The organism is Streptomyces sp. NPDC030143 (assembly GCF_055573695.1).
In genome coordinates this window covers 437,234-450,674 of sequence record NZ_JBVIAY010000001.1, presented here as the reverse complement: position 1 = coordinate 450,674, position 13,441 = coordinate 437,234, and the positions used below count along the sequence as shown (strand labels likewise).

The window sequence follows — 13,441 nt, the reverse complement described above, 5'->3', positions numbered from 1 at the left end:
CTGCGCTCATGGCAGCAGAACTGATACAGCGTCAGCTGACGAGACGTCACATACTTGGTATGGCCGCCCTCCAGACGGCGGCCGCCCTCGGCTTCACCCGCGTGAGCCTCACGTCCGCCCGTGCCGCCGAACCCGACGCGGTCGACTCCGCCCCCGCGGTCGTCGTCGGCTCGGGCTACGGCGGTGCCGTCGCCGCCCTCCGCCTCGGCCAGGCCGGCATCCGCACCCTCGTCCTCGAAATGGGCCGGATGTGGAACACACCCGGCCCCGACGGCACGGTCTTCTGTTCCACGAGCGCGCCCGACCAGCGCTCCATGTGGTTCCGCACCCGGACCGAGGCGCCCCTGTCCACCTTCCTGTGGCTGGACGTCGTCAACCGGGACATCGGCCTGTTCCCCGGTGTCCTGGACCGCGTGCACTTCGCGAACATGTCCGTCTACGTCGGCCGCGGTGTGGGCGGCGGCTCCCTCGTCAACGGCGGGATGGCGGTCACCCCGCTCCCGTCCTACTTCGCCGAGCAGTTCCCGACCGTCGACGTCAACGAGATGTACTCCACGTACTTCCCGCGCGCCCGTGCGATGCTCGGCGTCAACACCGTCGACCCCGCCTGGTTCGAGGCGACGGAGTGGTACCGGTTCTCGCGGGTCTCCCGCAAGCACGCACAGAACGCGGGACTGAGGACCACCTTCGTGCCCAACGTCTACGACTTCGGGTACATGCGGCGCGAGGCGGCCGGCACGGCGACGAAGTCGGCGCTCGCCGGCGAGGTCATCTACGGCAACAACCACGGCAAGCGCAGCCTCGACAAGACCTACCTCGCCGCCGCGCTCGGCACCGGCAACGTCACCGTCCACACCCTGGAGAAGGTCCGCGCCGTCAGCCGCGCCGCCGACGGCACCTACGTGCTGACCGCCGACCGCGTCGACGCCACCGGCAAGGTCGTCGAGACCAAGCAGTACGGCTGCACCTACCTGTTCCTCGGCGGCGGCAGCCTCGGCACCAGCGAACTCCTCGTCCGGGCCCGGGAGACCGGCACCCTGCCCGCGCTGGACCCGAGCGTCGGGGCCGGCTGGGGGACCAACGGCAACGTGATGCTGGGGCGGGCCAACCACCTGTGGGACACCGTCGGCGCCCACCAGTCCACCATGCCGGTCATGGGCATCGACGACTGGGCCAACACCGCCAACCCCGTCTTCGCGGAGATCGCCCCGCTGCCGACGGGACTGGAGCACTGGGTCAGCCTCTACCTGGCGATCACCAAGAACCCGCAGCGCGCCTCCTTCACCTACGACAACGCCACGGACGGCGTCCGGCTCGGCTGGACGGCCGCGCAGAGCGCCGTCTCCGTCGCCATGGCCAAGAAGCTGTTCGACCGGATCAACTCCGCCAACGCGACCGTCTACCGCTACGACCTGTTCGGCTCCCCCAGCAAGGTGTTCGCCGACGACTTCACCTACCACCCGCTCGGCGGCTGCGTGCTGGGGAGGGCGACCGACGACTACGGCCGGGTGAAGGGTTACCCGCGCCTGTACGTCACCGACGGCTCGCTCGTGCCGGGGTCGATCGGGGTGAACCCGTTCGTCACCATCACCGCGCTCGCCGAACGCACGATGGCGCGGGTCCTCGCCGAGGACACCGCGCCATGAGCCGACTCCGGTCCTACTTCGCGTAGATCGCCTCGATCTCCGTCGCGTAGTCCTTCGCCACGACGTTGCGCTTGAGCTTCAACGACGGGGTGAGGTGACCGGAGTCCTCCGTGAACTGGGAGGAGAGAATGCGGAACTTCCGCACCGATTCCGCCTTCGACACCGCGGCGTTGCCGTCGTCGATCGCCGACTGGACGGCGGCCAGCAGGTCGGCGTCCTCGCGCAGCGACGCCGCGGTGGAGCCCGCCGGCTTGCCGTGGTCGGCACACCAACGGCCCAGGAACTCCTCGTCGATGGTGACCAGCGCGCCCACGAACGGCCGCCCGTCGCCCACCACCATGCACTCCGCGACCAGGGCGTGCGCGCGGATGCGGTCCTCGATCACGGCCGGGGCCACGTTCTTGCCGCCCGCGGTGACGATGATCTCCTTCTTGCGTCCGGTGATCCTGAGGTAGCCGTCCTCGTCGAGGGTGCCGATGTCGCCGGTGTGGAACCAGCCGTCGGCCAGCGCCTCCGCGGTCGCGCCGGGGTTGTTCCAGTACTCCTTGAACAGGTGCTCGCCGTGCAGCAGCACCTCCCCGTCGTCCGCGATGCGCACCACCGAGCCCGGCAGCGGCTGACCGACCGTGCCGATCTTCTGCCGGTCCCAGGGGTTGAACGCGGTCGCGGCACAGGACTCCGTCAGGCCGTAGCCCTCCAGGACGGTGAAGCCGATGCCGCGGAAGAAGTGGCCCAGCCGCTCGCCCAGCGGGGCGCCACCGGAGATCGCGTACTCGCCGCGCCCGCCGAGCACCGCGCGCAGCTTGCTGTAGACCAGCCTGTCGAACACCCGGTGCTTGATCTTCAGCCCGAGCGACGGTCCGGACGGCAGGTCCAGCGCCTTGCTGTACGCGATCGCGGTGTCCGCCGCCTTGTCGAAGATCGCGCCCTTGCCGTCGGCCTGCGCCTTGGCCCGCGCGGAGTTGTACACCTTCTCGAAGACGCGCGGCACGCCCAGGATCAGCGTCGGCCGGAAGGACGCCAGCTCGTCCGTGAGGTTCTTGATGTCCGGGACGGTGCCCAGCTTGATCGGCGCCATCATCGGGGCGATCTGCACCAGACGCCCGAAGACGTGCGCGAGCGGAAGGAAGAGCAGCACGCTGCACTCGCCGGTGCGGAACAGCGGCCGCAGCCGCTCCACCACGTTCCCGCACTCCGCGAAGAAGCTGCGGTGGGTCAGGACGCAGCCCTTGGGCCGGCCGGTCGTGCCGGAGGTGTAGACGATGGTGGCCGGGTCGTCGGCCTTGGCGAGCGAGCTGCGCTCCTCGACCGTCTGGTCCGAGACGTCCTTGCCGAGCCGCCCGAGCTCCTCGAGACCCCCCGCCTCGATCTGCCACACGTGCTTGAGGGCGGGCAGGGTCTCGCGCACCGACTCCACGGCGGCGGCGTGGTTGTCCAGCTCGACGACGACGGCGGTGGCGCCCGAGTCGGAGAGGATCCACTGCACCTGCTCCGGCGAACTCGTCTCGTAGACCGGCACGGTGACCGCGCCCGCGCACCAGATCGCGAAGTCGAGCAGCGTCCACTCGTAGCGGGTGCGCGACATCAGACCGACCCGGTCGCCGGGCTGGACCCCGGAGGCGATGAGGCCCTTGGCGGCGGCGTGCACCTCGGCGAGGAAGGCGGCGGCCGACACGTCCTGCCAGGCGCCGCCCGCCTTGCGGGCGATGACGGCGACGTCGGGATGCTGCGCGGCGTTTCTGCGGACGATGTCGGTCAGATTGCCGTCCGCAGGGACCTCGTACAAAGCCGGAAGGCTGAACTCGCGCAAGACTGCTGCTCCTCATAGGGCGCCGGCGCCACGACGTTGTGTGATGCGACGGTGCGGTCCAAGGCTCGGGCGGGAACTCAGGACGTCGGTGGTTGAAATCCTGAGCACGACTGGACCGACCGGACGTTACCCGCCGGTATGGCTTCTTCGACAGGGGGCCCGACGAGATGTTCGCTGCGTCACACAGATGGGTGTTTCCTCGCGCAGAGTAGTCCACGCGGTTACTGACTGGCCAGTAACCGCAGGTCCCACCGCCACTGTTCACGTATGCCGCACAGCCCTACCCTTGATCGTCATGGCATCCACACCGTCCGGGACCCGCAGGACACGCGTTCACGTGGTCAGCGACGTACACGGCAACGCACGCGACCTCGCCCGGGCCGGTGACGGCGCCGACGCCCTGATCTGCCTCGGCGACCTCGTCCTGTTCCTGGACTACGCCGACCACTCCCGCGGCATCTTCCCCGACCTGTTCGGCGTGGAGAACGCCCACCGGATCGTCGAACTGCGCACCGCCCGCCGCTTCGCCGAGGCGAGCGCGTTCGGCAGGCAGCTGTGGGCGGGCGTCGGCGAGGACCGGGCGACGGTGATCGAACAGGCGGTGCGCAAGCAGTACGCCGAGCTGTTCGCGGCCTTCCCCACCCCGACGTACGCCACCTACGGCAACGTCGACATGCCGCCCCTGTGGCGGGAGTACGCCGGGCCCGGCACGACCGTTCTCGACGGCGAACGGGTCGAGATCGGCGGCTGGGTCTTCGGCTTCGTCGGCGGCGGGCTGCGCACCCCGATGCGGACGCCGTACGAGATCAGCGACGAGGAGTACGCGGCGAAGATCGAGGCCGTCGGCGAGGTGGACGTGCTGTGCACGCACATCCCGCCGGAGGTACCGGAACTGGTCTACGACACCGTCGCGCGCCGCTTCGAACGCGGCAGCCGGGCCCTGCTGGACGCCATCCGCCGCACCCGGCCCCGCTACTCCCTGTTCGGGCACGTCCATCAGCCGCTGGCGCGGCGCATGCGGATCGGGGCGACCGAGTGCGTGAACGTGGGGCACTTCGCGGGCAGCGGCAAGCCGTGGGCACTCCAGTGGTGAGGCGCGCCCGACGCGGGTGAAGGCGGCAGGTCGGGCGCGCGGTAGCCTTCACGCTGCACACGCGTGCGCACGCAGGCGCACGGCGACCTCTCCCTGACCGGCCCGCATCCTGAGGAGCCACGGCGATGGCGGAATACACCAGCTCGAGCATCACGATCGAGGCGGCACCGGCCGACGTCATGGCGGTCATCGCCGACTTCGCCCGTTACCCGGACTGGACCGGCGAGGTGAAGGAGGCCGAGGTCCTCGCGACCGACGCCGCGGGCCGCGCCGAGCAGGTCCGGCTGGTCATGGACGCGGGCGCGATCAAGGACGACCAGACGCTGGCCTACACCTGGACCGGCGAGCACGAGGTCTCCTGGACGCTCGTCAAGTCCCAGATGCTGCGGTCCCTGGACGGCTCCTACCTCCTCAAGCCGGCGGCCGGGGGCGGCACGGAGGTCACCTACCAGCTGACCGTCGACGTCAAGATCCCGATGCTCGGCATGATCAAGCGCAAGGCCGAGAAGGTCATCATCGACCGGGCGCTGGCGGGCCTGAAGAAGCGGGTGGAGTCGGGCAGGTGACGGGGTACCCGGAGCCGGTGCGACCGTCGCACCGAAGGCGTCGCATCCAGGCCTTCCCCGAGGCCTGAACGGCCTCGTCCGCGAGCGCCGGACCGGCCGGGAGCCGTCCGGGCGTCCGCGAACGGGCCCGTAGCCGAAACTCCGTTACCGTTCACCCTCATGCGCACCCTCCTGATCACCGGCCCGGGCGGCGGCGGCCGTACGACCGTCGCCGCGGCCACCGCCCTGCGCGAGGCCGCCGGTGGCACCCGCACGCTCGTGCTCAGTGCCGACCGCACCGACACCCTGGGGGCGGCACTCGGCGTGCCGACGGGGACGCGGCCCGTGCGGGTCGCTCCGGCCCTCACCGCCTGGCGCCCCGACGCAGGCGCCGGCTTCCGGGAGGACCTCGGCGGCTTCCAGGACCGCGCCTCGACCGTCCTCGACCTGCTCGGCGCCTCCCGGCTCGACCCCGAGGAGGTCACTCCCCTGCCCGGCGCCGAGGAGCTCACCCTGTTGCGCGCCCTGCGCGACGCCGCCCTCGGCGGCGCCCACGACCTCCTCGTCGTCGACCTGCCGCCCACCGCACAGGCCCTCGCCCTCCTCTCCCTGCCCGAGGAACTGCGCCGCTACCTGCGCCGGCTGCTCCCCCCGGAACGGCAGGCCGCCCGCGCCCTGCGCCCGGTCCTCGGCCGTCTGGCCGGCGTCCCCATGCCCGCCGAGTGGCTGTACGAGACGACCGCCCGCTGGGACGTGGAGCTGGCCGCGGTGGAGTCCGTCCTCGCCGACCGCCAGACCGCCGTCCGCCTCGTCGCCGAACCCGGGCCGGCCGGGGACGACGCCGTCCGCGACGCCCGGCTCGGCCTCGCCCTGCGCGGCCTGCCCGTGGAGGCGCTCGTCGCCAACCGCGTCCTGCCGCAGGAGGCCTTCGACGGCGGCCTCCTCTCCTCGCTCGTCGCCCAGCAGCGGAAGTACCTGGGGGAGTGGACCGGGGCGCACCCCCTCGCCCATCTCGGCCGCGACCCCCGCGGCGCCGACGACCTCACCGCGCTGGCCGTCCCCGGCGTCGACCCGGCCGCCTCCCCCGTCGAGTGGCGCGTCGCCGACCGGCTGGCGGACGACGGCGTGCTGGTGTGGCACCTCCCCCTGCCCGGCGCGATACGCGACGGCCTCGACCTCGTCCGGCGCGGTGACGAGCTCGTCGTCACCGCCGGGCCCTTCCGCCGGATCGTCCCGCTGCCCTCCGCCCTGCGCCGCTGCACCGTCGACGGCGCCGCCCTGCGCGACGGGGAGCTGCGAGTGCGGTTCGCGCCGGATCCCGCGCTGTGGCCGCGGACACGGTGAACCGCGTACCGCTGTTCGGGTAACGTCGTAGGGACGAGCCGTAGTCAGGAGTCCGTCATGAGCGAAGAGCCCCCCGCACCCGACGCCGCCGGCGAGGATGCCTTCGCCGAGGGACCGCGCGCCGCCGACGCCGACGCCTGGGCCACCGCCTGCGCCGAGGACCTGGAGGCCGAGAAGGCCCGCCGCCGCGACCGGCACGGCCCGCCGCCCGGCTCGGCCGCCGAGGAACTGCGCAGGCTCGTCGACACGGTCGCCGACAAGCTCTCCGGCCTGCAGTCGCCGCTCCTCGGCGCGGTCGCCGGGCCCGCCGCCCAGCAGGTGGTGCGCCAGGTCGTCGAGCAGGCCAAGGCCGCCGTCGAACCCGTCATCGAGCGCAATCCGGACGTCTTCGACCACCTGGCCGCCGCGGGCAACGAACTGCTCGCCGCCTACCGCTCCGCCGTCCAGCAGCAGGAGCGGCGCTGGACGGCCCGGGCCGGCGACGACCTCGCCGAGGACCTCGACGACCGCCGGGACGGCGACGAGGGCACCGGCCCCGGTCAGCGCATCGACCTGGACTGAGGGCCCGGGTCCCTCACGCCCCGGCGCCGTTCTCCCCCCGCCCACCGGGCGGACGACGGGCCCCCGACGACAGGGGCTCGGGTACGGTTGGCCGTAGCGGGGCTCGACCGAAACTGAGGGATTCATGGGACTCACCATCGGCGTCGACATCGGCGGCACGAAGATCGCGGCCGGCGTGGTCGACGAGGAAGGCAACATCCTCTCGACCTTCAAGGTGCCGACCCCCACCACGCCCGAGGCCATCGTGGACGCCATCGCCTCGGCGGTGGAGGGCGCGCGCGCCGGCCACGAGATCGTCGGCGTGGGCATCGGAGCGGCCGGTTACGTCAACCGGCAGCGCTCCACCGTCTACTTCGCACCCAACATCGACTGGCGCAACGAGCCGCTCAAGGAGAAGGTCGAGGCACGCGTCCACCTCCCCGTCGTCGTGGAGAACGACGCCAACGCGGCCGCGTGGGGCGAGTACAAGTTCGGCGCGGGCAAGGGCCACCGCAACGTCATCTGCATCACGCTCGGCACCGGCCTCGGCGGCGGCATCATCATCGGCAACAAGCTGCGCCGCGGTCACTTCGGCGTGGCCGCCGAGTTCGGTCACATCCGCATGGTGCCGGACGGCCTGCTGTGCGGCTGCGGCAGCCAGGGATGCTGGGAGCAGTACGCCTCCGGCCGTGCCCTGGTGCGGTACGCCAAGCAGCGCGCCAACGCCACCCCGGAGCGGGCCGAGGTCCTGCTGGGGCTCGGCGACGGCACCCCCGACGGCATCGAGGGCAAGCACATCTCCATGGCAGCCCGCCAGGGCGACCCGGTCGCCGTCGACTCCTACCGCGAGCTCGCCCGCTGGGCGGGTGCCGGTCTCGCCGACCTCGCCTCCCTCTTCGACCCCTCCGCCTTCATCGTCGGCGGCGGGCTCTCCGACGAGGGCGACCTGGTGCTCGACCCGATCCGCAAGTCGTACAAGCGCTGGCTCGTCGGCGGCAACTGGCGCCCGGTCGCCGACGTGATCGCCGCCCAGCTCGGCAACAAGGCGGGCCTGGTCGGCGCGGCGGACCTGGCCCGCGAGCCCGACCCGATCATGTAGGAGCACCTGTTCGAGTTCTCCGCGCCCCGGGAAGGGGCGCGGAGAACCGTGCGCGCCGCCACACGCCCGCAGGCCTCAAGGGACAAGTGCGCCCGGGTCGTCGGCGTAGATTGACGCCCATGACGCCGCTCCCCCCTTCCCGCACCGAACCGGACGGTTCCGCGGTCATCAGGGTCCTGAGCTACAACATCCGCTCACTGCGCGACGACACCTCGGCTCTCGTCCGCGTCATGCGGGCCTGCGCCCCCGACCTGGTCCTCCTCCAGGAAGCGCCCCGTTTCTTCCGCTGGCGCAAGAAGCTCGCCCGCCTCGCCCGCTCCGCCGACCTCGTCGTCCTCTCCGGCGGCGGCAGCGCGGCGGGCCCGGCGCTGCTCTGCTCCCTCAGGGCCACCGTCGAACGCACCGAGGACGTGCTGCTGCCCCTCACGCCGGGCCGGCACCGCCGCGGCTTCTCGACCGCGGTCGTCCGCTTCGCCGGAACCCGCCTCGGCGTCCTCGGCTGCCACCTCGGCCTGGCCCGGGACGAGCGGTACGAGCAGGGCGGCATGCTCCTGGACCGGCTGGCCGGCATGGGCGTGGAGGACGCCGTCGCGGGCGGCGACCTCAACGAGGGACCGGCCGGTCCGACCTTCACCCGGCTCGCCGACCGCCTCCAGGACTGCCGTGCCGTCGCGCCCTGGGGAGCCGCGCACACCTTCCCGGCCACCGCCCCCGACCGCCGGATCGACGCGATCTTCGCGACCGAGGGCGTCGAGGTGCTCGGCTGCGGGGTGCCGCTGGGGCTCCCCGGCGTCACCGGGGCGGACCTGACGGCGGCCACCGACCACCTCCCGGTCCTGGCCGCCCTCAGAGTCCGGGCCCGAAACCCGCCGCCCGGGTCGGGGCGCAGGACGGTGACGGGGCAGTTCGACCCCCCGCGTCCGTGGCCGGATCCGAGCGCGAGGGTCTAGGGGTCCTTGCACCATGCCCGCCCGGGCCGCGCGGCCTGATCGGGAGCTCATGGTGCAAGGACCCCTCAGGGGTGTGTCTCAGTCCTGTGCGGGACTTCCGACACACCCCCTAGACGACCGCCCCGCGCCCCGGGTCGCCGTCGTCCTCGTCGTCCGGGCGCATGCGGATCACCAGCGTGGCGAAGCCGCCGAGGAACCCGCCGATGCCGACCGTCGTCAGCCACCACGTCATCTCCCAGCCGAGCACCACGGCCAGCAGGAGCAGGACGGGCCCGCCGAGCACCCCGAGCCAGGCGAACCGGGCCGTGGTGTCGGCCGGGGGCAGCGGCGGCGGCTCCGGCGGCACGAAGTGGCCCTCGTCGCCGTCTTCGAAGTCCGCCTCGGCAGGCTCGGGCGGCGAGTAGTCGCGCGGGCCCACGCCGACCCCGGGCGCGAACGAGACGGAACTGCCCAGCGGCCCGGCCGGCTTCTTGCCCGCGGGCTCCTCCGGCTTCTCGGGCCCCTCACCCGAACCCGCCCCGGCCGCCCCCTCGTCGTTGGTGTCGACCTCCAGCAGCGCCAGGTCCTCGACCGACTTGAACGGCTTGGCGCCCGGAGGGTCCGCGGGCTCCTCGCCGTACCCCGCGACGATCGCCGCCCACGCGGCCTCCTCGTCGAAGGGCACGCTCTGCTCCTCCGGCTCGTCGCGGTTCGGGCCGTCCCCGCGGTCCGGGCCGCTCCCGCGGTTCTCGCGGTCCTCGCGGTCCTCGCGGTCGGAGTCGTGCTCAGCCACCTGCCGTCGTCCCTTCCTTGCCGACACCGGGTGCGAGCCGGCCGATGAACGCGAGACTCTCCGCGAAGATCCGGTCCGCGTCGTGGTCCAACGTCGCCACGTGGTAGCTCTGTTCCAGCAGGACCTCGGTCACGTCCGTCGACGACACCCGGCCGAGGACCCGCGCCGAGTCGACCGCCGGCACCACGTGGTCCCGCTGGCTGCGCAGCAGCAGCAGCGGCTGGGTCACCTGCGGCAGGTCGCCGTCGACCAGCCGCAGGAAGGTCCGCAGCGAGTGCGCGGCGTGCAGCGGCACCCGCTCGTACCCCGTCTCCAGGGCTCCCTCCAGCGCGATGTCGCTCACGATGCCCTTGGTGGTCCGCACGAGATGACGGACCAGCGGCAGGGCGTATGCGGACAGGCCGTGCACCTTGTTCGCCGGATTGACCACCACGACGCCCTCGACGGCCGCTCCGTGCTTCGCGGCGAGCCGCAGCGCCAGGGAGCCGCCCATGGAGAGCCCGGCCACGAAGACGCGCGCGCAGCGGTCGCGCAGGGACCGCAGCTCGCGGTCCACCTCCGCGTACCAGTCGGGCCAGCCGGTGACCGCCAGGTCCTCCCACCGTGTGCCGTGCCCCGGCAGCAGGGGCAGGGACACCGTCAGGCCGTGCGAGGCCAGGTACCGCGCCCAGGGGCGCAGCGACTGCGGGGAACCGGTGAAGCCGTGGCAGAGGAGGACCCCCACCTCCCCGCCCTCATGGCGGTACGGCTCGGCTCCAGGAAGGACCGGCACCTTCGGTCTCCTGTCTTCGTCATGTCTCGATGGGAGGGACGTGTGGTTCACCGTACGCGACCGCACTGACACCGACCAGGGCCGTCGGAGCCTTTGACACCGCTGCGGGTTAAGGTCTGATCGACACATAACAGGAGGCACTCGGTTTGTTGTACGGCGCGATGAAGGTTTCCGTCGGGGGGCCGCTGAAGATGATCTTCAGGCCCTGGGTGGAAGGCCTGGAGAACGTTCCCGCCGAGGGCCCCGCGATCCTGGCGAGCAACCACCTCTCCTTCTCCGACTCGTTCTTCCTGCCCGCGGTCCTGGACCGCAAGGTCACCTTCATCGCGAAGGCCGAGTACTTCACCACGCCCGGGGTGAAGGGCCGGCTGACGGCGGCCTTCTTCAAGGGTGTGGGCCAGCTGCCGGTGGACCGCTCCGGCGCGCGCGGCGCGGGCGAGGCCGCCATCAGGAGCGGTATAGAGGTGCTGGAGCGCGGTGAGCTGTTCGGGATCTACCCCGAGGGCACCCGCTCTCCGGACGGCCGGCTCTACCGGGGCAAGCCCGGCGGCCTCGCGCGCGTGGCGCTCGCCACCGGCGCGCCCGTGATCCCCGTGGCCATGATCGACACCGAGAAGATCCAGCCGCCCGGCAAGGTGATGCCGAAGGTGATGCGGCCCGGCATCCGCATCGGCCGGCCGCTGGACTTCAGCCGGTACCACGGCATGGACCACGACCGGTTCGTGCTCCGCGCGGTGACCGACGAGGTCATGTACGAGATCATGAAGCTCTCCGGCCAGGAGTACGTCGACATGTACGCGACCGCCGCCAAGCGGCAGCTCGCGGAGGCGGCGAAGGCCGAGAAGGAGGCGGGCAAGGCCGCCCGGGAAGCGGAGAGGGCCGCGCAGGCGGCACTCGCGCAGGCGGAGAAGGACCAGGCGAAGAAGGAGAAGTCCGAGTCCTAGACGGGCGGGGACGGGGACGAGGGGGCGGGGGACATGGCCAGGCGCGAAAGAGTCATGCGGATGTCGGTCGAGCTGCCGCTGTGGCGTGCGCTCACCGCCTACCGGGTGCTGACCATGCTGTACGCGGTCGGACTGTTCGTCTCCGCCTACGACGCCTACGACCGGCCCGGCATCGCGCTCGCCTACTTCGCCGTGCTGTGCGTCTGGACGCTCGCCACCCTGCCCCGCGTGCAGAACGCGACCGCCTGCACCAGGCGCTTCCTCGCCGCCGACCTCGCCGTCGCGCTCATCGGCATCGTCCTCACCCCGCTGGTCGTCGACGACCAGCACATCCTGGACGGCGGCCCCACCCTGCCGTCGATATGGACGGCCGGCTCGGTCCTGGCGTTCGCCGTGAAGGGCGGCTGGCGCTGGGCCGCGTTCGCCTCCACGACGGTCGCCGTCGCCAACCTGATCGAGCGCGGCCACCCGGCCCGCGACACCGTCCACAACGTGATCCTCGTCTGGGTCGCCTCCATCGCCATCGGCTACGTCGTCGAGGTGGCCCGCGCCTCCGAGCGCACCCTCGCCCGCGCCCTGGAGATCGAGGCCGCGACCCGCGAGCGGGAGCGGCTCGCCCGGGACATCCACGACAGCGTGCTCCAGGTGCTGGCCATGGTGCAGCGGCGCGGCGCGGTCATCGGCGGCGAGGCGGCCGAGCTGGGCCGTATGGCCGGCGAGCAGGAGGTCGCCCTGCGCACCCTGGTCTCAGGGGGGCTGCTGCCGGTCTCCCGGGTCTCGGAGGACGCGGCCGAGGGGGCCGTCGTCCGGGCCGTCGAGGCGGATCCCGACGACGACGGCCCGCTCGACCTGCGCACGCTGCTCGCCCCCTACGCCTCCGCGAAGATCTCCCTCGCCGAGCCGGGCGCCCCGGTTCCCCTGCCCCCGGCCGCCGCCCGCGAGCTGGCCGCCGCCGTCGGGGCCGCCTTGGACAACGTGCACCGGCACGCCGGGGAACAGGCGCGCGCGTGGATCCTCGTCGAGGACGAGCCCGACGAGGTGATCGTGACCGTACGGGACGACGGACCCGGTATCCCCGAGGGGCGGCTCGCCCAGGCCGAGGGGGAGGGACGGCTCGGGGTGGCCCTGTCGATCCGGGGCCGGCTGCGCGACATCGGCGGCGGCGCCGAGCTGATCTCGACTCCCGGGCAGGGCACGGAGGTCGAGCTGAAGGTACCGAAGGTCTCCCGGGGGAAGGCAGGAAAGCGATGAGCGACGAGGTCCCGATCAAGGTCATGGTGGTCGACGACCACCCCATGTGGCGTGACGCGGTCGCCCGGGACCTGGCCGAGTCCGGCTTCGAGGTGGTCGCCACCGCGGGGGACGGCGAACAGGCCGTGCGCCGCGCCCGGGCCGCCTCGCCCGACGTGCTGGTGCTCGACCTGAACCTGCCCGCCAAGCCCGGCGTCCAGGTCTGCAAGGAACTCGTCGGCCACAACCCGGCGTTGCGCGTCCTCGTCCTGTCGGCGAGCGGCGAACACGCCGACGTGCTCGAGGCCGTGAAGTCGGGGGCCACCGGCTACCTGCTGAAGTCGGCGTCGACGGAGGAACTGCTCGACGCGGTGCGCCGCACGGCCGTCGGCGACCCCGTGTTCACCCCGGGTCTGGCCGGGCTGGTCCTCGGCGAGTACCGCCGGCTCGCCTCCGAGCCCGCGCCCGCCGCCGACGCCGACGAGCCGGGCGCACCGCGGCTGACCGACCGCGAGACCGAGGTGCTGCGTCTGGTCGCCAAGGGGCTGAGCTACAAGCAGATCGCCGAACGTCTCGTCATCTCCCACCGCACGGTCCAGAACCACGTCCAGAACACCCTCGGCAAGCTCCAGCTGCACAACCGGGTGGAACTGGTGCGGTACGCGATAGAACGCGGCCTCGACGACGCGTGAGGGG

At 72.4% G+C, this 13,441-nt stretch carries 13 protein-coding genes; 10 read left to right on the top strand and 3 right to left on the bottom strand.

Annotated elements, in window-relative coordinates; all coding sequences use genetic code 11:
* Positions 1-8: 8 nt before the first annotated feature.
* Complete coding sequence (locus tag ACZ4YY_RS01990) at positions 9-1,646, top strand: GMC oxidoreductase (protein ID WP_468282535.1); 1,638 nt, start codon at positions 9-11, stop codon at positions 1,644-1,646.
* A 13-nt stretch (positions 1,647-1,659) separates the two neighbouring features.
* On the opposite strand, the gene ACZ4YY_RS01985 is transcribed toward ACZ4YY_RS01990, so the two are convergent.
* Positions 1,660-3,456 (bottom strand): AMP-dependent synthetase/ligase, encoded by a 1,797-nt coding sequence (locus tag ACZ4YY_RS01985; protein WP_468282532.1) that lies wholly within the window; start codon positions 3,454-3,456, stop codon positions 1,660-1,662.
* A 295-nt stretch (positions 3,457-3,751) separates the two neighbouring features.
* Here ACZ4YY_RS01985 and ACZ4YY_RS01980 point away from each other — a divergent pair, with 295 nt between their 5' ends.
* The 6 genes from ACZ4YY_RS01980 (at position 3,752) to ACZ4YY_RS01955 (ending at position 9,027) form a co-directional block, all read left to right on the top strand.
* Positions 3,752-4,549, top strand: coding sequence for a metallophosphoesterase family protein (locus ACZ4YY_RS01980; RefSeq protein WP_468282529.1), 798 nt, complete (start codon positions 3,752-3,754; stop codon positions 4,547-4,549).
* 125 nt (positions 4,550-4,674) lie between these two features.
* A complete protein-coding gene (locus tag ACZ4YY_RS01975; RefSeq protein ID WP_468282526.1) occupies positions 4,675-5,115 on the top strand; it encodes an SRPBCC family protein in 441 nt (146 codons plus the stop codon).
* A gap of 159 nt (positions 5,116-5,274) precedes the next feature.
* Entirely contained in the window at positions 5,275-6,438 is a 1,164-nt protein-coding gene (locus ACZ4YY_RS01970) for an ArsA family ATPase (protein WP_468282523.1), read from the top strand.
* 57 nt (positions 6,439-6,495) lie between these two features.
* The gene (locus ACZ4YY_RS01965) at positions 6,496-6,999 is read left to right on the top strand and encodes a DUF5304 domain-containing protein (protein WP_468282520.1); all 504 of its coding nucleotides are present in this window, start codon (positions 6,496-6,498) and stop codon (positions 6,997-6,999) included.
* 124 nt (positions 7,000-7,123) lie between these two features.
* Positions 7,124-8,077, top strand: coding sequence for an ROK family glucokinase (locus tag ACZ4YY_RS01960; RefSeq protein WP_468282518.1), 954 nt, complete (start codon positions 7,124-7,126; stop codon positions 8,075-8,077).
* A 119-nt stretch (positions 8,078-8,196) separates the two neighbouring features.
* Positions 8,197-9,027, top strand: a complete 831-nt coding sequence (locus ACZ4YY_RS01955; protein WP_468282515.1) for an endonuclease/exonuclease/phosphatase family protein — start codon at positions 8,197-8,199, stop codon at positions 9,025-9,027.
* A gap of 109 nt (positions 9,028-9,136) precedes the next feature.
* Here the strand turns inward: ACZ4YY_RS01955 and ACZ4YY_RS01950 are convergent, their stop codons facing one another.
* Entirely contained in the window at positions 9,137-9,799 is a 663-nt protein-coding gene (locus ACZ4YY_RS01950; protein ID WP_468282512.1) for a hypothetical protein, read from the bottom strand.
* Positions 9,792-10,571 (bottom strand): alpha/beta hydrolase, encoded by a 780-nt coding sequence (locus ACZ4YY_RS01945; protein WP_468282509.1) that lies wholly within the window; start codon positions 10,569-10,571, stop codon positions 9,792-9,794. The genes ACZ4YY_RS01950 and ACZ4YY_RS01945 overlap by 8 nt, the downstream gene beginning before the upstream one ends.
* A 161-nt stretch (positions 10,572-10,732) precedes the next feature.
* Between ACZ4YY_RS01945 and ACZ4YY_RS01940 the strand changes: the two genes are divergently transcribed.
* Genes ACZ4YY_RS01940 through ACZ4YY_RS01930 form a run of 3 tightly spaced genes read left to right on the top strand, consistent with a single transcriptional unit; the run spans position 10,733 to position 13,437 of the window.
* Positions 10,733-11,515: a lysophospholipid acyltransferase family protein gene (locus tag ACZ4YY_RS01940; protein ID WP_468282506.1), complete on the top strand. Its 783-nt coding sequence runs from the start codon at positions 10,733-10,735 to the stop codon at positions 11,513-11,515.
* 33 nt (positions 11,516-11,548) lie between these two features.
* Positions 11,549-12,766, top strand: coding sequence for a MacS family sensor histidine kinase (macS, locus tag ACZ4YY_RS01935; protein ID WP_468282503.1), 1,218 nt, complete (start codon positions 11,549-11,551; stop codon positions 12,764-12,766).
* On the top strand, positions 12,763-13,437 hold the full coding sequence (locus ACZ4YY_RS01930) for a response regulator (RefSeq protein ID WP_468282500.1): 675 nt from the start codon (positions 12,763-12,765) through the stop codon (positions 13,435-13,437). Before macS ends, ACZ4YY_RS01930 begins: the two co-directional genes overlap by 4 nt.
* Positions 13,438-13,441 lie beyond the last annotated feature (4 nt).